This window comes from Methylobacterium sp. J-076 (genome assembly GCF_022829405.1).
In the GTDB taxonomy this organism is placed as follows: Bacteria; Pseudomonadota; Alphaproteobacteria; order Rhizobiales; family Beijerinckiaceae; genus Methylobacterium.
On record NZ_JAKSXW010000114.1, the window covers coordinates 13,846 to 32,901 of the forward strand.

Below are 19,056 nucleotides of genomic sequence, written 5' to 3' on the forward strand. Positions count from 1 at the left end.
ATCCGCACTCGCACCCTGTGAGGCGGCAAACGCGGCAAGGGCCTCCCGGGTCCCCGGTCGATCCCCGTGATCCACAGCTGGCAACGGGCCGTCCCCCGCGTTGCGCCGGGCGCCCCGAGGGGCCAGAACGGGGCAGAGCCGTGCCCGGAGATCCCGCATGCGAACTGAGACGCCGCCGCTGGTCCGCCTGGAGAATTACCGGCCGAGCGCCTTCCTGATCGACCGTGTCGACCTCGACATCCGGCTCGATCCGCACGCCACCCGGATCACCGCGGCGCTCGCCCTGCGGCCAAATCCCGCCGGGGAGGACGGGGCGCCGCTCCACCTCGACGGCGACGACCTCACCCTCGTCGCGCTCGACCTCGACGGGGTGCCGGTCCCGGCCGGGGACATGGCCGTCGGCCCCTCGGGCCTCACCCTTCACCGGCCGCCCCGGCGGCCCTTCGTCCTGCGCGTGGTGACCGAGGTCGATCCCACCGCCAACACCCGCCTGATGGGCCTCTACCGGACGGAGGGGGTCTACTGCACGCAGTGCGAGGCGGACGGCTTCCGCCGCATCACCTACTTCCTCGACCGGCCCGACGTGATGGCGGTCTACACCACCCGGATCGAGGCGCGCCGGGACGAGGCGCCGGTCCTGCTCGGCAACGGCAACCCAGTCGAATCCGGCCCGGTCGGCGAGGACCGCCACTACGCCGTCTGGCACGACCCGCACCCGAAGCCCGCCTACCTCTTCGCCATCGTCGGCGGACGCCTCGGCAAGGTCGAGGCGCCGTTCCGCACGGTGGAGGGGCGCGCCGTGACCTGCGCGGTCTACGTCGAACCCGGCAAGGAGGACCGGGCCGGCTACGCCCTCGACGCGGTGATCCGCTCGATGGAATGGGACGAGCGCGCCTTCGGCCGGGCCTACGACCTCGACGTGTTCAACGTCGTCGCCGTCTCCGCCTTCAACATGGGGGCGATGGAGAACAAGGGCCTCAACATCTTCAACGACAAGTACGTGCTCGCCGTCCCCGAGACGGCGACCGACGCGGACTACGCCGCCATCGAGGCGATCATCGCCCACGAGTATTTCCACAATTGGTCGGGCAACCGCGTCACGTGCCGGGATTGGTTCCAGCTGTGCCTGAAGGAGGGCCTGACGGTCTTCCGGGACCAGGAATTCTCCTCCGACATGCGCTCCCGCCCGGTCCACCGGATCGGCGAGGTGCGCTCCCTGCGCGCCCGCCAGTTCCCCGAGGATGCCGGACCCCTGCGCCACCCGGTGCGGCCCACGGCCTATGCGGAGATCAACAACTTCTACACGGCGACGGTCTACGACAAGGGCGCCGAGATCGTGCGGATGCTGCGCACCCTGGTCGGCGGGGCCGCCTTCCGGGCCGGCATGGACCGCTACTTCGCCGACAATGACGGCCGGGCGGCCACGGTCGAGGACTTCCTCGCCGCCTTCGAGGCCGTGACCGGCCGCGACCTCTCGGCCTTCGCCCGGTGGTACGAGCGCCCCGGCACGCCCCGGCTGTCGGCCACGGGCGCCTACGATGCCGCGGCGTCGCGCTACACCCTGCGCCTCGCCCAGACCCTACCGGTGGAGGGGCCGCCCCTCGTCATCCCCGTGGCCCTCGGCCTCGTCGGCGCCGCCGGCCCCCTCGCCGGGGTGGCCTGCGCGGGGGTGACGGACGGCGTGTTCGTCCTCGACCGGGCGGAGGCGAGCGTCGTCTTCGAGAACGTCACCGAGGAGCCGGTGCCCTCGCTGCTGCGCGACTTCTCGGCCCCGGTGCGCCTGGACCTCGCCCTGTCCGACGCGCAGCGGCTGCGCCTCCTCGCCCACGACAGCGATCCCTTCAACCGCTGGCAGGCGGCGCAGGACGTGGCGCTGCGGCTGATCCTCGACCCCGATCCCGCCCGGGCGGGGGCCTTCGCGGAGGCACTCGGCACCTTCCTCGACGGGGAGGCGCTGGCCGACCCGGCCTTCGCCGCCCTGGTCCTGGCCCTGCCGACCGAGGGGGAGGCCGCCGACGCGCTCCCCGCGGATGTCGATCCCGACGCGATCCACCGGGCGCGGCATGCCCTGAGGGCGCATCTCGGCCGGACCCTGCGTCCGCGGTTCGAGCGGATCGAGGCCGCCCTCGCCCCCCAAGTGAGCGCCGCCTACAGCCCCGATGCGGCCTCCGCCGGCCGGCGCGCCCTGCGCAACGTCGCCCTCGACCTGATCGCCGCCGGCGACCCCGGGGCGGGCGCGGCGCTGGCCGTCCGGCGCCTGGACGAGGCCGGCAACATGACCGACCGTCTGGCCGCCCTCGCCACCATCGCGCAGATCCCGGGGGAGGCCCGCGAGGCCGCCCTCGCGGCCTTCGGCCGGCGCTACGCCCATGAGCCCCTGGTCCTCGACAAGTGGTTCGCCATCCAGGCCACCATCGCCGAGCCCGGCACCCTGGCGCGGATCGAGGCCCTGAAGGCCCACCCGGCCTTCGCCATGACCAACCCGAACCGGGTGCGGGCGCTGATCGGCAGCTTCAGCATGGCCAACCCCACCCAGTTCGCCCGGGCGGACGGGGCGGGATTCGCCCTCGTCGCGGAGACCGTGAAGACCCTCGACGCGGCGAATCCGCAGGTGGCGGCACGGCTGCTGACGGCCTTCGGATCGTGGCGCAGGCTCGAAAAAAACCGGCGTGTCGCAGCCGCCGAAATGCTCAACCGGATCAAGGCCGTTCCCGGTTTGTCCAGGGACGTCGCAGACATCCTGAGCCGGACGATGAAAGACGGCTAACGAGTTGTTTTCCTTGCGGAAAAGTGATTCTCCGAACGCCCGATCGGCACGCAATCCGTCAAGGCGGAATGGTAAAAAATCGGTGGACAAGCACCCTTCGCGGGTGATTGTATTCACCGAGATTCGCAGGGCGCCCGCGCCCCGGCCGGATCGATTCTCCGAGGGGTGAGGTTCGGCCATGCCGGAGGCGGTTTCCGCTTCCCTCTCCGCGCGTGCGGACTCGACTCTGTCGGCGGTTTGGCCCGTCCGCAGCCGGGACCCGCGTTTGCAGAGGGCGGAGCGCTGGTTGCGCTATGCCGTGCCCGGCGCGCTGTCGATCTTCCTGGCCTGCCTCGTCGCCCTGGCCGCTATCCATATCCGCGGCCAGCGGGCGGAAATCATCGCCGGGGCCGAGGCCGAGGTCGAAAGCTTCGCCCGGCTCGCCGCGCACGCCCTGCGCGCGACGGAAGGCGGCCGGATCGACCTGCACGCCCTTCTCCCGGAGGACGGCCGCCACCTCGGCCGGCGCCTCCTCGTCCTCTCCGCCGACGCGCGGATCGCGCAGGCGCATCCGCCCCTGCCGGCGGAGATCGCCACCCTTCCGGACATCCTCGGCCCGAGCGAACCCCTCTCGGCCCTGGGCGAGCGGGCGGGCGCGGTCCTCCTCGACCTGCCCGGCGGCGAGCGGGTGCTGGCGGCGGTGCACCACCTCCCCGGCGGCGGACAGGTCGCCGTGATGCAGCCCGTCGATCCGCTGATGGTCGGCTGGGGCGCGCGGACCCGCGACCAGATCGTGCTGGTCGGCGCCGCGATCCTCGTCATCGTCGGGGTCGGGGTCGCCTACGGCCTGCAGACCCGGCAGGCGACCCTCGCGGACAGGGCCTGTGAGCAGATCCGCCTCCGGCTGGAGACCGCGCTCCGGCGCAGCGATTGCGGCCTGTGGGATTGGGACATCGCCCGCGGCCGGATCTACTGGTCCGATTCGATGTACACGCTCCTCGGATACCGCCGGGAGCAGCCTTACCTCGCCTTCGGCACGGTCAACGCCCTCGTCCACCCCGACGACGGCGACCTCTACAGCCTCGCCCGGGCGGTGGCCGCCAACCAGACCCACGTGGACCACGCCTTCCGCGTGCGCGGGGCGGACGGGGCCTATGTCTGGCTGCGCGCCCGGGCCGAGGTGGTGGCCGACGGGTTCGACGGCGGGCGCCATCTCGTCGGCATCGCCGTCGACATCAGCCAGCAGCGCGCCCTGGAGGAGACCAACGCCGCGGCGGACATGCGCCTGCGCGACGCGGTCGAGGCGATCTCCGAGGCCTTCGTGCTCTGGGACCAGGGCAATCGCCTCGTCCTGTGCAATTCCAAGTTCCGGCACCTCCACGCCCTCAGCGCGGAGGATGCGCAGCCCGGCCGCCGCTACATCGACATCATGAGCCGCGGCGCCCTCCCCCAGATCCGCCGGGAGACACCGGAGATCGGGATGGCCACCGCCCGGACCTTCGAGGCGGAGCTCGCCGACGGGCGATGGCTCCAGATCAGCGAGCGCCGGACCCGGGACGGCGGCTACGTCTCGGTGGGCACGGACATCACCAGCCTCAAGCGCCAGCAGGAGCAGCTCGTCGCCTCCGAGCGGGAGCTGATCGAGACCGTCACCGACCTCAAGCGGTCCCGCCGGACCCTCGAAGTGCAGACCCAGCAGCTCGCCGACCTGGCCGAGCGCTACCTGGACCAGAAGGCGGTGGCCGAGTCGGCCAACCAGTCGAAATCCGAGTTCCTGGCCAACATGAGCCACGAGCTGCGCACGCCCCTCAACGCGATCATCGGCTTCGCCGACGTGATGGAGAACGAGGTCCTCGGGCCCATCGGTACGCCCCGCTACGGCGAGTACGCCCGCGACATCCGCCTGAGCGGCGGCCATCTCCTCACGATGATCGACGACATCCTCGACATGGCCCGCCTGGAGGCCCGGCGCGTCCGCCTCCAGCCCCGCGCCCTGCCCGCCGACAAGGCGGTGGACGACGCCATCGAGGCCGTCTCGGCCGAGGCCGCCCGCAAGGATGTGCGCATCCACGTGGATGTCCGCCCGGGCGTCGATCTTCTGGCCGACGTGCGGGGCATCCACCGGATCCTGCTCGGCATCCTGGAGAACGCGGTCAAGTTCACCGAGGCCGGGGGGCGGGTCGAGGTGCGCGTCCGCCGGGCGGGCGAGCACGTCCACGTGTTCGTGGCCGACAGCGGCATGGGCATCCCGCGGGCCGCCCTGCCCCGCCTCGGCCAGCCCTTCACCAAGGTCGAGACGCAGATCACCAGCCGGCACAAGGGCTCCGGCCTCGGCCTCGCCATCGCGCGCTCCACCGCGGAGCTGCATGGGGGCGCCCTCCGGATCCGCTCCGAGGAGAATGTCGGGACGATCGTCCTGCTGCGGCTCCCGGGCCCGACGCGGCAGCGCCTCGAGAAGATCGCCGAGGCCGCCGACAGGCACGCGGCGTCCCTCCGGCCCGTGCCGGTTCCGGCCAAGGTCGGCCCCCGGCGCAGCGCGGCCTGAGCGGGCCCTACCCCCGCCGCAGGGCGCTGCGCGCCGCCTCCCTCGCCCTGTCCTCGAAGCGCACGAGGCGCAGGCGGCGCTCCAGCGACAGGGCTTTCCCGGCCCCCGGTGGCAGGGCGATCATCGCGCTGACCGCCTGCCGGTCGGGATAGAGGCTCTCCAGGGCCGAGCCGGCCGAGGTGGCCGAGTCGAGCCGCTGCGCGAACGCCTCCGCATGGAAGGCGCGCACGATCTCGGCTTCCAGGAGCAGGCCGGGCGCGTGCGCCCGCAGCGCCTCGTCGTAGGCGGTCTTCAGGAGCGTCGCGGTCCCGCCGGCCACGAGGGCGAGGCTGATCGCGATCGGCCGGCCGCCGAGGGTCAGGGCGTCGGCCCGGCCCCGGACCGGGCCGGGGCCGGGCGCGAACAGGGTCCGCGCCAGGGCGGCGTGGTCGGGCCGGCAGGCCATCGCCGTGCCGGCGCGCCCTTTCCAGCCGCTTTGTTCGAGGCCGAGGAACGCCTCGATCAGGTCCCGCAGGTCCGGTCCTTCCGTCGCCGCGACATGGGCGACAGCGCCGATTTCCCCGAGCCGGCGCCCCCGGCGGCGCAGGTCCTTGAGCCGCCGGCCGTTCGGGTGGCCGGCCAGGAAGGCGTCGTGGCTGGCCCGGCGGTCGAGGACCGGGCGCCCGAAGGTCGTGGCCGCGCCGAGGGTCCAGCCCGCCCGCCCCATGGCCGCCCGCATCGCCGCGCCCGTGCCCTCCTCGACGGCCAGCGATGGCCAGCGCCACGGCCGGTTGCCCGAGCCGAGGGCCAATCCCGCCACCAGGGCGTCGTGGACCTCCTCCCCGCCCCCGAGGGCGACGAGGGGGGCGGTGGCGGTGACGAAGGGCGAGGTCCAGGGCAGCGCCACATGACCGCCGAGGCCGCTCAGGTCCCGGTTGCGCACGAAGGGCAGCAGCGCGGCGAGGAAGCCACCCCGCCGGACGGCGACGAAGCGCAGCCCCTCCGGCAGCAGCCCGGCCGCACGGTGGGCGTCGATGACGTGCCGCCCGTAATGGGGGTGGCCGGGCCGGGCCTCGCCGAGCAGCGCGTCCCACTCGGCCGCCTCCGGCGCGCCTTCGACCGTTACGGCGAGCCCGCGAGGCGCGGCCGCGGCGGATCGGGGCATCACGCGGCTCCGGCGGCCCAGACGGGGGTCGAGAGGCGGTGCAGGCGCCCCGCCGCCAGCGACAGGATGGCCGCGCGGCCCACCTGGGTGAGCGCCATCCCCAGGGCGGCGCCGAGGGGGCCGAGCACCGGAACGAGGATCAGGCAGAGGATCGCGGCCACCGCCACGGCGGTGCCGGTGACGGCGGCGCAGATCCCCTCGCCGCCGAGCATGGTGAGGAGGTCGGCCCCGGGGCCGAACAGGCTCGCGGCCACGCCCCCCGCCACGAGGACGGCGAGCAGGGGGAGGCCGGTGGAGGCCTGCGCCTCGAACAGGGCGAGGAGCAGGGGGCTCGCCGCCAGGAGGCCGAGGCCGACCAGGGCCGTCGCCCCGGCGGTGAGCCGCCCCTGGCGGCGGACGAGGCCGACGAGGCCCGGACGGTCGCCCCGCGCCTGGGCGGCGCTGTAGTGCTGCAGGGCGGCGGCGCTCACGGCGTATTGCACGAAGGCCGCGATCTGCTGAATGCGGGTGGCGGCGAAGTACAGGCCGAGTTCGGCCGGGTTCACCAGGGCGCCGAGGACGATCACGTCCACGAAGCCGAAGGCGGCGGTGGCGAGGTCGATCCCGGCGATGGGCAGGCTGGTGCCGAACCAGTGCCGCCAGCGGTAGCGGCGGTGTCCGGCCGGCCATGCCGCGCGCAGGCGGCGGGCGACCAGCCGGGCCTGGAGCAGGGTGGAGACCAGGGCGGCGGCGAACATGCAGGCCATCGCCGTCCCCGCGACGGGGGGCGCCCCGAGCAGCACGGCGCCGACCAGGAAGGCCATCATCGCCGACTGGCGCAGCAGGTAGGGCGGCACGATGGCAAGGCCGAGCCAGTTCTGGCTGCGGGCGATGCCCTCCAGGTAGTCCTGCATGGCGAAGACCGGCAGGATCGCCGCGGCGATCAGCACCGGGATCCGGTAGGGCGCGGGCAGCAGGCCGGGTTCGAGGAGCACGAGGGCCATGCCGAGGCCCCCCGCCGCCAGGGCGGTGCCCCCGGTGACCAGGGCGCCCGCCCGGAGGAAGCCGCGGACGTGGTCCGCATCGCCCCTGGCCTGATCCTCGGGCAGGAAGCGGCAGGCCCCCTGCGAGAGGCCGAGGGTCAGGCTGTGGCCCACCAGGGCCGTCCAGACCCAGGCCGTGGCGAAGATCCCGTAGCCGTCCCAGCCCATCAGCCGGGCGGCGAGCACCTGGGCGGCGTAGGCGAATCCGGCCGAGGCGACGCGGATGACGAAGACGGCCGACGCCCCCCGGCCGACCCCCTCCCGCAGCAGGTGCAGCCGGTGGAAGGCCGCTGCGGGCCGGATCGTCGCCGCCAAGGTCCGCTCCCCGCCCCGCCCCGGCCCGGCAGGATTGCGGGCGTGTCCTCCGGGTCTAGCCCGGGGCGCGTTGCGGCTCGGTTAAGGCGGGTGTCTCCCGGGGGGCCGGGGCGGCCGAACCCGGCTCCGGCTTCGGGGCCGGGGCGTCGTGGGCCGGCGTCCGGGCGAGCGAGGCGGAGATCGTGAGGGCGACGTGCTCGGCCATGCAGCGCAGGCCGAGGTCGTTCAGGCGGAACTGGCGCCCGAGGATGTGGCCTTCGCCCTTCTCGGTGCGGCCGGCGAGATAGCGCAGGGCCTCGAACCGCCGCACCAACGCCACGCCCTCCCGGGCGGCGACGTCCCGGACGCCGTCCACGATCCGGTTGTAGTCGGCATCCTCGGCGACGCTCGCGGTGTAGAGCGGATCGACCAGCACCACGTCGATCCCGTGGGACTTCAGCCACGCCACGGACTCGTCCAGCGCCTCCGTGAACGCGGCCGGATCGACCCGGGCGATGGCGTCGTGGGTGCCCACCTGCCAGACCACGAGGTCCGGCTCCGCGTCGGCCACCAGGCTGCGCAGGCGCTCGGCCGCGCCCGAGGCGATCTCCCCCGGCAGGCCACGGTGGTCGATGATCACGTCCACATGCGGCATCGCCTGTTCCAGGGCCGCTTCGAGCTTCACCGGATAGGAGGCCGAGGCCCCCGGCGCCGAGCTGCCGCCCACCGCCAGGATCTTGAGCACGTGCCGCTCCTCCAGCGCCGCCTTCGCCGCGGCGAGGCCGGCGGTGCTGTAGAGGGAGGAGCCGGGCACGCGGCATTCCATCGAGGGCGCGGGCATCGTGCCCTCCTGCGCCGCCGCGGACGAGACGGCCAGCATGCCGGCCACGAGGGCGCCGCCGAGGCGCAGCCAGGGGAGCGCCGGCCTCATGGGCGGGGCCGCGGGGCTTTGCGGGAACGCCACTCGACGAACCATGCGGTGATTCCCAACGCGACGAGGCCGATGCCCGCGACCGCCGTATCGACCAGCAGGCCGCCTCCGGTCTGGAAGCGAACGAGCTGTCCGATCAGGCTCAGCAGCGACCCCATCGAGAAGACGGCCAGGGAGTTCCTGCCCAGGCCCGACAGGAATCCGACGATCCAGCCGATTCGCGGTGCGATCAATGCGTAGATCGGCGAAAACGCCAACAATACCCCGAGGAAATGCACGAGACGGGCGGGTGTCAGGTAGCTTTTCTCGAAGGTGAACAGGAGGCGCGGCTCCGGGACCATCAGCGGATCGGGGCGGAGGTCCAGGACCGACAGGGTGATTCCGACGAGGACGATGCCGATTCCGAGGGGCATCAGCCGGCGCGTCAAGCGCCCGAAGGCGGGCGTGGTCCGGCTCCAGTCCTGGAGCACGAAACCGAGGGTCAGGAGCAGCTGCCAGCAGAACGGGTCGAAGAACCACGTCCCCTCACCCGGCCAGGAGGGCAGGTTCCAGTCCAGGACCAGGCTCGTGAGGTAGAGCGCGAACGAGAGCCCGAGGGCCGCGACCCGGCTCGCCCGGCCGATCAGGACGATCACCGGGGCGACGCCGATCAGCACCACGTAGAGCGGCAGGATGTTGAAGAAGCCGAGCTGGTAGGTGAGCAGGGCCATGCCGCAGACCGATTGGATCGGGTCCGCGAAGAAGTTGCCCGCATTGTGCCATTCGAGGATGAGCGGGTTGTCGAGGATGAGCGCCGCCCCGGCGATGATCGCCAGCGCCAGCAGCATCACGGTGATCTGCGCCCGGTAGACCTCGACCGTGCGCGCCAGCATCCGCACGACGCTGCGCCAGCGGGCCTCCGGCGCCCCGTCGCGGGTGCGCGTGGCGATGCCGATCGACCACCCCGCCAGGAACACGAACAGCTCGGCCGCGTCCGAGATGCCGTATTGCGAGAAGGTGTAGCGCTCGAACGTGTTGCCGGGGATGTGGTTGATGAAGATCGTGATCAGGGCGAATCCGCGCCAGAAGTCGATCGCATTGGGCTCCCGCATAGGGGCGGCGGCTCCGGTGTTCGGGCGGGCGGAAGGGTCCGAGTCGCGCCCCTAGTACGGTGCCCGGACGCCGCTGGATACCCGGAGTTCGGCGGTCGCCCGCGGGGAGCCGCCGGGCCGGAACGCGCCGGACCTGCCAGGAAAGCCAGACTTTCCAGGCCCCTGGGCCGGATGGCTGCGGGACCGAATTAAGGGCGGGGGCCGTCGAACCGGGCGACGACGATCGCGTTACCGACGCGAAGGAGTTCTCCCATGCGTCACGCCGTTCTGCCCGCCACCCTGATGTCCCTCGCGCTCTGGGGTGGCGCCGCGCTGCCCGCCGCGGCCCAGGCGGTGACCGGGACCGGCGGTGGGCCGACGAGCACGGTGACCGCGCCCCACACCGCCCCCACGGGCCGGACCATGCCCCCCGCGGGGGGCGATGCCGGCGCCGCCACTGCCGGGGACGACCGCGAGCGGCGCACCCCGGAGCAGAAGACCGACGACAAGATCACCAGCGGCATCTGCATCGGCTGCGGGCCGAAATAAGCCCGCCGCCGGGTCAGAGGTCGAGGGGGAACTCGTCCCTGGCGTTCGGCTCGTCGGCGAGGCGGAGCAGGTTCCGGCCGTAGGCGGTCTTGGAGAACAGCTTGCCGCGGGCGACCAGCTGCTCGCGGCCGATGAAACCCTGGAGGTAGGCGATCTCCTCCAGGCACGCGACCTGAAGCCCCTGCCGGTGCTGGATGGTGCGCACGAACTCCGAGGCCTCCAGAAGGCTGTCGTGCGTGCCCGTGTCGAGCCATGCGTAGCCGCGGCTCATCTTCTCCACGAAGAGCTGCCCGCGCTCGAGGTAGGCCTCGTTGACGCTGGTGATCTCGAGCTCGCCCCGCGCCGACGGCTTCACGGCGGCGGCGATGTCGAGCACTTGGTTGTCGTAGAAGTAGAGGCCGGTCACCGCCCAGGTGGAGTCCGGCTTCTCCGGCTTCTCGACGATCTTGGTGGCCTTGCCCGTCGCGTCGAGGCTGACGACGCCGTAGGCCTGCGGGTTCTCGACATGGTAGGCGAACACCGTCGCCCCGGTCGGCCGCTCCACGGCGCGCTTCAGAAGGTCGGCCATGCCGGCGCCGAAGAACAGGTTGTCGCCGAGGATCAGCGCCACGTCGTCGGCGCCGACGAAGTCCCGGCCGATCACGAAGGCCTGGGCAAGGCCCTCCGGCCGCGGCTGCACCGCGTAGGAGAAGGTGAGGCCGAACTGCTCGCCGGTGCCGAACAGGCGCTTGTAGTTGTCCAGATGCTCCGGCGACGAGATGATCAGGATCTCGCGGATGCCGGCCAGCATCAGCACCGAGACCGGGTAGTAGATCATCGGCTTGTCGTAGACAGGCAGGAGCTGCTTGTTGATCGACAGCGTCGCCGGGTGCAGCCGCGTGCCGGAGCCTCCGGCGAGGATGATGCCCTTCATCGGGGGTCTCCGTGGGTTCCGGTGTGGACCGGCCCGACGAGCCTGTCCAGAATGTCGGCGAGGGCGGCCTGCCACGGACGCGGGACCACGCCGTAGGCCGCCGTGAGGCTGTCCGTCGAGAGCCGGGAGTTGGCGGGCCGGCGGGCCGGCGTCGGGTAGGCGGAGGTCGGGATGCCGGTGACCGGCACCGTGCGCCCGCCCCGGCGGGCGCCGCCCGCCACGATCGCCTCGGCGAAGCCGCGCCACGTGGTCGAGCCCGCGTTGACGCAGTGGAACGTCCCCGTGGGCGCGTCCGGGTCGCGGGCCATCCGCAGGGCCACCGTGGCCAGCGCCGCGGCGAGGTCGGCGGCGCTGGTCGGGCAGCCGTGCTGGTCATCGACCACGGTGAGCGCGTCGCGCTCGCCCGCCAGCCGCAGCATCGTCTTCACGAAGTTGCCCCGGTGCGGGCTCACCACCCAGGCGGTGCGCAGGATCGCGTGGCGCGGATTGCCGGTGCGCACCGCGAACTCCCCCGCCGCCTTGCTGGCGCCGTAGACGCTGCGGGGGTCCACCGGCTCGTCGGGGGCGTAGGCGCCCTCCGGCTTGGTGCCGGCGAAGACGTAATCGGTCGAGACGTGGACGAGGGGGATGCCCCGCGCCCGGGTCTGCTCGGCGAGGAGGGCCGGGGCGAGGGCGTTGAGGCGCCAAGCCGCGGTCACGTCGGCCTCGGCCTTGTCGACCGCCGTGTAGGCGGCGGTGTTGATGACGGCCGCGTAGGCGCGCTCCGCCAAGGCGGCGGCGACGGCGGCGGGATCGGTGATGTCGAGCGCGTCCCGCGTCGGCGCGTGGACGCGCACGCCCTCGGGCCAGGGATGGGCCTGGAGCTCCGTGCCGACCTGTCCGGCGCCGCCGAGGACGAGGATGTCCATCAGCGCGCCAGCCCCAAGCGGTCGCCCGTGTAGCGGCCCTCGCGGATCGGCCGCCACCACGCCTCGTTGGCGAGGTACCACGCCACCGTCTCCTCCAGCGCCGCCTCGAAGGTCTTGCGCGGGTGCCAGCCGAGCTCGTCCTCCGCCTTGGTGCAGTCGATGGCGTAGCGCCGGTCGTGGCCCGGCCGGTCGGCGACGAAGGTGATCAGGCGCTCGTGCGGCCCGGCCTCCGGGCGCAGCCGGTCGAAGGCGGCGCACAGGCCGTGGACCACGGCGAGGTTGTTGCGCACCGCCCGGCCGCCGAGCAGGTAGGTCTCGCCGGTCCGGCCCCGCTCCAGCACGGCCACGAGGCCGGCGGCGTGGTCCTCGACGTGGATCCAGTCGCGCTCGTTCAGGCCGTCGCCGTAGACTGGCAGGTTCTTGCCCTCCAGGGCGTTGAGGATCATCAGCGGGATCAGCTTCTCGGGGAAGTGACGCGGCCCGTAATTGTTGGAGCAGTTCGTCACCAGCACCGGCAGGCCGTAGGTCTCGTGCCAGGCGCGGGCGAGGTGGTCGGAGGCGGCCTTGGACGCCGAGTAGGGCGAGCGCGGATCGTAGCGGCTCTCCTCGGTGAAGAAGCCCCCCGGCGGCAGCGAGCCGTAGACCTCGTCGGTCGAGACGTGGAGGAAGCGGAAGCCCTCCCGGTCCGCGCCGGTCAGGCCCTCGTAGAGCTCCCGCGCCGCATCGAGCATCGTTTGGGTGCCGATGACGTTGGTGCGCACGAAGGCGCCCGGATCGGTGATCGAGCGGTCGACGTGGCTCTCGGCGGCCAGATGCATCACCGCCTGCGGCCTGAACCCGGCGAAGGCGGCCCGGACGGCCTCGCGGTCGCAGATGTCGGCCTCGATCAGCCGGTGGCGCCCACTCGCCTCCAGGGGCTTCAGGGAGACCGGGTTGGCGGCGTAGGTCAGGGCATCGAGGGTCGCCACCTCGTGGCCGAGGTCCTGCACGAGGTGCAGGACGAGGGCCGACCCGATGAAGCCGCAACCGCCGGTGACGAGGATCCGCATATCTACCCCTCTCGGATCAAATCCGGGCCGGACCCAATCCGCATTGCATGGCAAAACGGCGGCATCCTGGCGCCATGCCACTCGGATACCTCGGTGTTTCGCGCGATGGCCCCACGCCCGACCGCGGATGCGGATTTCAGAACAGCGTGCCCGCATCGCGCAGGCGGGGGGCCTTCCGGTCCTTGTCCGACAGCACGGCCTCGTCCTCGCCCACCGGCCAGGCGATGCCGAAATCGGGATCGTTCCAGAGGATCCCGCGGTCATGGGCGGGGCTGTAGTAGGAATCGACCTTATAGGCGACCATCACGTCGGGGGTCAGGGTGCAGAAGCCGTGGGCGAAGCCGTGGGGGATGAACAGCTGCTCGCCCCCCTCCGCATCCAGGCGCACGGCCACGTGCTGCCGGTAGGTCGGCGAATCGGGGCGGATGTCGACGGCCACGTCGAGGATCGCCCCCGAGAGGACGCGGATCAGCTTGGCCTGGGGCTGTGGCAAGATCTGGAAATGCAGGCCGCGCACGGTGCCCTGCGGCGCCGAGAAGGACTGGTTGTCCTGTACGAAGGGCGCCGTGATGCCGGCGCGCTCCAGGGCGTCCGTCCGGAAGGTCTCGGAGAACCAGCCGCGGGCATCGCCGAACCGCTTCGGAACGATGCGCTTCACCGCCGGAATTCGCGTTTCGATCACGTCCACGGGATACCTCGGCGCAACCTGTCCTGCCGGCCGGGTTGCGAGCAGGCACCGGCCCGGTGGGGCGATGCCGTCGCTGCGCCGCACATGTCAACCCTGGGGTCGCCCGGCGGCGGGCGCGAAGGGGCCGCGGAGGGGCCGCGCTCGCCGAACGCCCTCAGGGGATGCCGATCATCTTGTGGGTCTGCAGCGACAGGCGCCAGCGGGCGTCGCCCCGGCAATAGGCGATGGCGGCCTGCGTGTGGGCCGCCGCCTCCGGCCCGTCCATGGGCTGGAGGAAGCGGTGCCGGAACGGCAGGTCGGCGAAAGCCTCGGGCCGGGCCTCGTCCTGCGGGAAGACGAGCTTCAGCTCGTCCCCGGTCGTCTGCGCCAGGGCGTTGCGGCCCTTCGGGCTGACGCAGATCCAGTCGATGCCCGCCGGTGCGGGCAGCGTCCCGTTGGTCTCGATGGCGATCTCGAAGCCGCTCCGGTGGACGGCCGCGATCAGCGCTGCGTCGAGCTGAAGCAGGGGCTCGCCCCCCGTGAAGACGACGTAGCGGGCGTGCGGGCCGCCTTCCCAGGTCGCGGCGATCGCCCCGGCGAGGGCCTCCGCGTCGGGGAAGCGGCCCCCGCCCTCCCCGTCCATGCCGACGAAGTCGGTGTCGCAGAAGCGGCAGGCCGCGGCGGCGCGGTCCTCCTCGCGCCCCGACCAGAGATTGCACCCGGCGAAGCGGCAGAACACGGCCGCGCGCCCGGCCTGTGCGCCCTCCCCCTGGAGGGTGTGGAAGATTTCCTTGACCGCGTAAGACACCCGCGTCCCGAACCCTCTCGCTCCCGCCCGGTCCGCCGCCCTGGGCAGGATCCGGTTTGACAGGCGCCGATCCGGCGCCAGATCCCTGTTGCGCCACGGGGGCCGGCGCACGCAACCCCGCGGCCTGCGGATGCGACCACCCTCCCCGCCCCGCATGCCGGGTCGTCCGCACCCACTTCCCCCGGTTCACACAGGCGGCTTGGCCGCCATCGTATCGCCATGGAGCCTGCGTTGAAGGCATGCTCGCTGCGCGCTTTCCCCCGGTGTGAACGGCGCCCGCCGCTCCACGACGAGACAGGTCCGATGCTCGATCACGTAATGGGACGTCTCCTGGCCCGCGCCGCCGGCGTCGCCGCGCTGCTCGGCGTGTTCGGCGGGGCGGCCGGAGCCGTCACGGTGCCGATCCTCGTGGCGGACGTCGAGTCCGGCCGGGTGATCTACTCCCAGGCGCCGACCGACCCGTGGTACCCGGCCTCCATCACCAAGCTGATGACGACCTACGTGGCCCTCGACCTCGTCCGGCAGGGACGGGCCTCAATGGACACGCTGATCACCATCTCCCCCACGGCGGCGGCCGAGCCCCCTTCCAAGATGGGCTTCAAGCCGGGCACGCAGCTCACCCTCGGCAACGCCCTCAAGATCATCATGGTGAAGTCGGCCAACGACGTGGCCTTCGCCATCGGCGAGAGCCTCGGCGGGACGGTCGACAACTTCGCCTCGATGATGAACGACACGGCCCACCGGATCGGCATGCAGGACAGCCGCTGGACCAACCCCAACGGCCTGCCCGACCCGCGGCAATGGACCTCGGCCCGCGACATGGCCGTCCTCGCCCGCGCCCTGATCCGCGATTTCCCCGACGACCGCGACCTGTTCTCCATCTCGGCGATCCAGTTCGGCGGGGCGGTGATCCCGAACCACAACGGCCTGCTCGGGCGCTACCCCGGCACGGACGGCATGAAGACCGGCTTCATCTGCTCGGGCGGCTTCAACGTGGTGGCCACCGCCACCCGCAACGGCCGGCGCATCGTCGCCATCGTCATGGGCCAGCCGAGCCCCCGCGAGCGCGACGTGAAGACCGCCGACCTGTTCGACTACGCCTTCGCGCAGGACGGCGCCAACGGGCCGGGCCTCGATGCCCTGCAGACATCCTCGCTCGGCGCCCCGCCCGACATGCGTCCCTACGTCTGCGGCGGGAAGAAGGTCCCCGCCATCGAAGAGGGCCCCGGTGCGGTGACGGCCTCCGGCTCCAGCGCCGCCCAGCTCCTCGGCGGCATGGCGGCGAACTCGCCGTCGCTCGCCATCGCCGCCTTCTCCAGCCCGGCGATGCGGGCCCGCACCCTGCCGCCGCGGGCGCCGCTGCAGCCGGTCGCCGTGTGGATCGGGCGCGATCCGGGCGAGGGCCAGCGCATCCTGGCCGAGCAGGCGGCCGAGGCCCAGGCCGCCGCCGCGAATGTCCGCACCGCGCGGATGGAGGCGGCCAAGGCCCGGCGCGAGGCGGCCCTGGCCAAGCGTCAGGCGGTCAAGGAGGCCGCGGCCCAGGCCCGTGCCGCGAAATCCGCCACCAAGGCGGCGTCGGGCACGACCCTCCCCCATGCGGCGAGCGCCTACACCGCGTCCGACACGCCGGGCATGCCGGAGGCCAAGCCCGGCAAGGGGCTCACCAAGGCCAAGGCGACCGCCAAGGCGCCGGCCAAGCCGGCCGTCCACAAGGTGCCCGCCAAGGCCGAGGCCAAGCCGGCCGCCAAGCCGGCCAGGAAGTCGGCCGCCAAGGCCGACGAGTAGAGGCGCGTCCGTCATTGCGCGCGGGGCGCGCAGTGACGACAATGCGGGCACCATGTCCCTTCCCCCCCCGCCGACACCCGATCCACGCCGGCCTGAGCCGATCCCGCTCACGGTGCTCACGGGTTTCCTCGGGGCGGGCAAGACCACCCTCCTGAACCGCTGGCTCAAGGACCCCGCGCTCGCCGACACGGTGGTGATCGTCAACGAGTTCGGCGAGATCGGCGTCGATCACCTGCTCATCGAGACGGTGGACGAGGACATGGTGCTGCTCGGGGCGGGCTGCCTGTGCTGCACCGTGCGCGGCGACCTGATCTCCACCCTGGAAGACCTGCTGCGCGAGCGCGACAACGGGCGCATCGGCCCGTTCCGGCGGGTGGTCATCGAGACCACCGGGCTGGCGGACCCGGCGCCGATCCTGCACGCCCTGATCTACCACCCCTATCTGGTCCAGCGGTACCGCCTCCAGGCGGTGGTGACCGTGGTCGATGCCGTCCACGGGGCGGCCACCCTCGACGCGCATCCCGAGGCCGTACGGCAGGTGGCCGTGGCCGACCGTCTCGTCCTGACCAAGGCCGACCTCGCCGCCGACGGGGCGGCCCTGCGCGCCCGGCTCGCCGCCCTCAACCCGGCCGCCCCGGTCCTCCCGGCGGACACCCCGGCCTCCGACCTCCTCGGCGGCCTGTTCGGCCTGGAGGGCAAGGGCGCGGACGTGCAGGCCTGGCTCGGCGCCGATGCGCTCGCGGCGGGGCCCGAAGGCGACCTCGACGTGAACCGGCACGATGCCTCGATCCGGGCGGTCTGCCTCACCAGCGAGGCCCCCGTGCCGCGCCCGGCCTTCGAGATGTTCCTCGACCTCCTGCGCTCGGGGCACGGGCCGAAGATCCTGCGGCTCAAGGGAATCGTCGCGCTGGCGGACGATCCCGACCGGCCCCTCGTCGTCCACGGGGTGCAGCACGTGGTGCACGCGCCGATGGCGCTGCCCGCATGGCCCGACCCCGACCGGACCTCCCGCCTCGTGCTGATCCTCAGCGGGCTCGATCCGGCCTTCGTCCACCGCCTGTGGGACGCCTTCCTCGGCCGCCCCCGCCTCGACGCCCCCGACGCGGCGGCGCTCACCGACAATCCGCTGGCCATCCCCGGCGGATGAGGGCCGGCACCGTCCTTGAAGAGAGTCGCTCCGAGGGCGCCGGGCAGGCGCGAGGTTGTCCCGGAACGGGACGCGGCGGACGAGGACGGGACAGTCGATGGCGCGACGCTTCACCGTGATCCAGGGCGGCCTCTCGCAGGCCTCCGGGCAGGACCGTCCGGGCGGTCGCACCCTGAACGCGCTGCCCGGGCGGGCGAGGCTGGAAGCGGTCGGCGCGGCCCTCCGGCGGCGCCTCGCCGCCCTGCCCCGGCCGGGGGTCGCCCCCGCGCTCCGCGGCCATCCCCAGCCCGTCGCCGCCGGCCCCGTCCGCCGGCCGATCCCCACCGGTGCCTTCCTCGGCGTGCGACCCGAAGGCTGGTCGCAGGACGCGGCCTGACACGCCGGATTGCGGCAAAGCTCCCGCGCCGCCCTATTTCGCGCCGATGGGCGACGACACGATTCACGGGCTTGCGCGCACCCGCTCCGCCGCGCGGCGGCGGGAGCCACCGGATGCGGCGGAGGCCGGGCGGGTCGCGGCGGTGATGGCCCGGCTCGCCGCCGCCGATCCGGACCCCAAGGCCGGCCTCGGCGTCGCCGATCCCTTCCGCCTGCTGGTGAGCGTGCTGCTCTCGGCGCAATCCACCGGGCCCACCGTCGCCCGGGTGTCGGAGGCGCTGTTCGCCCAGGCCGCGACGCCCGCGGCCCTCCTGGCGCTCGGCGAGGGCAGGATCCTCGACATCGTCCGCCCGGTCGGCCTCGGCCCGTCCAAGACGCGGGCGATCGTGAAGCTGTGCGCGGTCCTGGAGAGCTCGTTTGGGGGCGAGGTGCCGCGCACGGCCGCGGCCCTCCGGGGCCTGCCGGGCATCGGCCGGAAATCCGCCGAGGTGACCGCGAACTTCGCCTTCGGGGAGAAGGTGATCGCCGTCGACACCCACGTCTTTCGGGTCTCGAACCGCATTCCCCTCGCGCCGGGGCGCACCGTCGATGCGGTGGCCGACGGCCTCGCCGCCCTGGTGCCCGACGCCTACAAGGACGGCGCACATGTCTGGCTGTTCCGCCACGGGCGCGACACCTGCACGGCGCGCAGGCCCGCCTGCCCGCGCTGCCCGGTGTCGGACCTGTGCGCGTGGCCGGAGAAGACCGGCTGAGCCGCGCCTACTCGTCCTCGCCGAACCTGTTGGCCAGCAGCGCCTCGATGGCGTCGAGACAGTCCTGCGCGTCCTCGCCCACGGCGGTGACGGCGATGCGGGTGCCCATGGCGGCCCCCAGGGTCAGGAGACCCATGATCGAGCGCCCGCCCACCGTCTCGCCCGCGCGGGTGACCGTGACGGTGGAGTCGAACCGCTCCACCGTCTGCACGAACTTCGCCGAAGCCCGGGCATGGAGGCCCCGCCGGTTGACGATGGGCAGCTTCCTCAGGAAGCCGTCCTCCGGGACGGGGGGATTGTCGTCGTTCTCGTAGAGGTCGTCCATCGGACTCGCTTGGTCGGCAATGTGCC

The 19,056-nt window shown here is 73.0% G+C and carries 17 protein-coding genes; 7 read left to right on the plus strand and 10 right to left on the minus strand.

Going from position 1 to position 19,056, the window contains the following annotated elements:
• The first annotated feature begins 157 nt into the window (after positions 1 to 157).
• Together pepN and MKK53_RS10120 are read left to right on the plus strand one after the other, a co-directional pair.
• Complete coding sequence (gene pepN / locus MKK53_RS10115; RefSeq protein WP_243928568.1) at positions 158 to 2,767, plus strand: aminopeptidase N; 2,610 nt, start codon at positions 158 to 160, stop codon at positions 2,765 to 2,767.
• 178 nt (positions 2,768 to 2,945) lie between these two features.
• Entirely contained in the window at positions 2,946 to 5,291 is a 2,346-nt protein-coding gene (locus tag MKK53_RS10120) for a PAS domain-containing sensor histidine kinase (RefSeq protein ID WP_243928569.1), read from the plus strand.
• A 7-nt stretch (positions 5,292 to 5,298) separates the two neighbouring features.
• On the opposite strand, the gene MKK53_RS10125 is transcribed toward MKK53_RS10120, so the two are convergent.
• Genes MKK53_RS10125 through MKK53_RS10140 form a run of 4 tightly spaced genes read right to left on the minus strand, consistent with a single transcriptional unit; the run spans position 5,299 to position 9,773 of the window.
• On the minus strand, positions 5,299 to 6,435 hold the full coding sequence (locus tag MKK53_RS10125) for a GNAT family N-acetyltransferase (RefSeq protein WP_243928570.1): 1,137 nt from the start codon (positions 6,433 to 6,435) through the stop codon (positions 5,299 to 5,301).
• Entirely contained in the window at positions 6,435 to 7,772 is a 1,338-nt protein-coding gene (locus MKK53_RS10130; RefSeq protein WP_243928571.1) for a lipopolysaccharide biosynthesis protein, read from the minus strand. The genes MKK53_RS10125 and MKK53_RS10130 overlap by 1 nt, the downstream gene beginning before the upstream one ends.
• Positions 7,773 to 7,827: 55 nt before the next feature.
• Positions 7,828 to 8,682, minus strand: a complete 855-nt coding sequence (locus tag MKK53_RS10135) for an SGNH/GDSL hydrolase family protein (RefSeq protein WP_409564302.1) — start codon at positions 8,680 to 8,682, stop codon at positions 7,828 to 7,830.
• Positions 8,679 to 9,773: an OpgC family protein gene (locus tag MKK53_RS10140; RefSeq protein ID WP_243928572.1), complete on the minus strand. Its 1,095-nt coding sequence runs from the start codon at positions 9,771 to 9,773 to the stop codon at positions 8,679 to 8,681. Before MKK53_RS10140 ends, MKK53_RS10135 begins: the two co-directional genes overlap by 4 nt.
• 252 nt (positions 9,774 to 10,025) lie before the next feature.
• Here MKK53_RS10140 and MKK53_RS10145 point away from each other — a divergent pair, with 252 nt between their 5' ends.
• The gene (locus MKK53_RS10145) at positions 10,026 to 10,301 is read left to right on the plus strand and encodes a hypothetical protein (protein ID WP_243928573.1); all 276 of its coding nucleotides are present in this window, start codon (positions 10,026 to 10,028) and stop codon (positions 10,299 to 10,301) included.
• Positions 10,302 to 10,314: 13 nt separating this feature from the next.
• Here the strand turns inward: MKK53_RS10145 and rfbA are convergent, their stop codons facing one another.
• From rfbA to queE, 5 genes are all read right to left on the minus strand, one after another.
• Complete coding sequence (gene rfbA, locus MKK53_RS10150) at positions 10,315 to 11,214, minus strand: glucose-1-phosphate thymidylyltransferase RfbA (RefSeq protein ID WP_243928574.1); 900 nt, start codon at positions 11,212 to 11,214, stop codon at positions 10,315 to 10,317.
• The gene (gene rfbD / locus MKK53_RS10155) at positions 11,211 to 12,122 is read right to left on the minus strand and encodes a dTDP-4-dehydrorhamnose reductase (protein WP_243928575.1); all 912 of its coding nucleotides are present in this window, start codon (positions 12,120 to 12,122) and stop codon (positions 11,211 to 11,213) included. The genes rfbA and rfbD overlap by 4 nt, the downstream gene beginning before the upstream one ends.
• Complete coding sequence (rfbB, locus tag MKK53_RS10160; RefSeq protein ID WP_243928576.1) at positions 12,122 to 13,171, minus strand: dTDP-glucose 4,6-dehydratase; 1,050 nt, start codon at positions 13,169 to 13,171, stop codon at positions 12,122 to 12,124. Before rfbB ends, rfbD begins: the two co-directional genes overlap by 1 nt.
• A 136-nt stretch (positions 13,172 to 13,307) precedes the next feature.
• Positions 13,308 to 13,859 (minus strand): dTDP-4-dehydrorhamnose 3,5-epimerase, encoded by a 552-nt coding sequence (rfbC, locus tag MKK53_RS10165; protein ID WP_243928577.1) that lies wholly within the window; start codon positions 13,857 to 13,859, stop codon positions 13,308 to 13,310.
• A gap of 154 nt (positions 13,860 to 14,013) precedes the next feature.
• A complete protein-coding gene (gene queE, locus MKK53_RS10170) occupies positions 14,014 to 14,646 on the minus strand; it encodes a 7-carboxy-7-deazaguanine synthase (RefSeq protein ID WP_243928578.1) in 633 nt (210 codons plus the stop codon).
• 303 nt (positions 14,647 to 14,949) lie between these two features.
• Here queE and MKK53_RS10175 point away from each other — a divergent pair, with 303 nt between their 5' ends.
• The 4 genes from MKK53_RS10175 to nth all read left to right on the plus strand — a co-directional run bounded on the left by MKK53_RS10175 (position 14,950) and on the right by nth (position 18,705).
• The gene (locus MKK53_RS10175) at positions 14,950 to 16,431 is read left to right on the plus strand and encodes a D-alanyl-D-alanine carboxypeptidase family protein (protein WP_243928579.1); all 1,482 of its coding nucleotides are present in this window, start codon (positions 14,950 to 14,952) and stop codon (positions 16,429 to 16,431) included.
• 52 nt (positions 16,432 to 16,483) lie between these two features.
• Complete coding sequence (locus MKK53_RS10180) at positions 16,484 to 17,578, plus strand: CobW family GTP-binding protein (RefSeq protein ID WP_243928580.1); 1,095 nt, start codon at positions 16,484 to 16,486, stop codon at positions 17,576 to 17,578.
• A gap of 97 nt (positions 17,579 to 17,675) precedes the next feature.
• The gene (locus MKK53_RS10185; RefSeq protein WP_243928581.1) at positions 17,676 to 17,954 is read left to right on the plus strand and encodes a hypothetical protein; all 279 of its coding nucleotides are present in this window, start codon (positions 17,676 to 17,678) and stop codon (positions 17,952 to 17,954) included.
• Between the two features lie 46 nt (positions 17,955 to 18,000).
• A complete protein-coding gene (gene nth, locus MKK53_RS10190) occupies positions 18,001 to 18,705 on the plus strand; it encodes an endonuclease III domain-containing protein (protein ID WP_243928582.1) in 705 nt (234 codons plus the stop codon).
• A 7-nt stretch (positions 18,706 to 18,712) separates the two neighbouring features.
• Here nth and MKK53_RS10195 read toward each other — a convergent pair whose 3' ends face one another.
• Entirely contained in the window at positions 18,713 to 19,030 is a 318-nt protein-coding gene (locus tag MKK53_RS10195; protein WP_243928583.1) for an HPr family phosphocarrier protein, read from the minus strand.
• Positions 19,031 to 19,056 lie beyond the last annotated feature (26 nt).

Bases quoted from the DNA above. Each gene is read 5' to 3' on its own strand.
- pepN (WP_243928568.1), top strand. From the start codon at position 158: ATGCGAACTGAGACGCCGCCGCTGGTCCGCCTGGAGAATTACCGGCCG.
- MKK53_RS10120 (WP_243928569.1), top strand. From the start codon at position 2,946: ATGCCGGAGGCGGTTTCCGCTTCCCTCTCCGCGCGTGCGGACTCGACT.
- MKK53_RS10125 (WP_243928570.1), bottom strand. From the start codon at position 6,435: ATGCCCCGATCCGCCGCGGCCGCGCCTCGCGGGCTCGCCGTAACGGTC.
- MKK53_RS10135 (WP_409564302.1), bottom strand. From the start codon at position 8,682: ATGAGGCCGGCGCTCCCCTGGCTGCGCCTCGGCGGCGCCCTCGTGGCC.
- MKK53_RS10140 (WP_243928572.1), bottom strand. From the start codon at position 9,773: ATGCGGGAGCCCAATGCGATCGACTTCTGGCGCGGATTCGCCCTGATC.
- MKK53_RS10145 (WP_243928573.1), top strand. From the start codon at position 10,026: ATGCGTCACGCCGTTCTGCCCGCCACCCTGATGTCCCTCGCGCTCTGG.
- rfbA (WP_243928574.1), bottom strand. From the start codon at position 11,214: ATGAAGGGCATCATCCTCGCCGGAGGCTCCGGCACGCGGCTGCACCCG.
- rfbD (WP_243928575.1), bottom strand. From the start codon at position 12,122: ATGGACATCCTCGTCCTCGGCGGCGCCGGACAGGTCGGCACGGAGCTC.
- rfbB (WP_243928576.1), bottom strand. From the start codon at position 13,171: ATGCGGATCCTCGTCACCGGCGGTTGCGGCTTCATCGGGTCGGCCCTC.
- MKK53_RS10175 (WP_243928579.1), top strand. From the start codon at position 14,950: ATGCTCGATCACGTAATGGGACGTCTCCTGGCCCGCGCCGCCGGCGTC.
- MKK53_RS10180 (WP_243928580.1), top strand. From the start codon at position 16,484: ATGTCCCTTCCCCCCCCGCCGACACCCGATCCACGCCGGCCTGAGCCG.
- MKK53_RS10185 (WP_243928581.1), top strand. From the start codon at position 17,676: ATGGCGCGACGCTTCACCGTGATCCAGGGCGGCCTCTCGCAGGCCTCC.
- nth (WP_243928582.1), top strand. From the start codon at position 18,001: ATGGGCGACGACACGATTCACGGGCTTGCGCGCACCCGCTCCGCCGCG.
- MKK53_RS10195 (WP_243928583.1), bottom strand. From the start codon at position 19,030: ATGGACGACCTCTACGAGAACGACGACAATCCCCCCGTCCCGGAGGAC.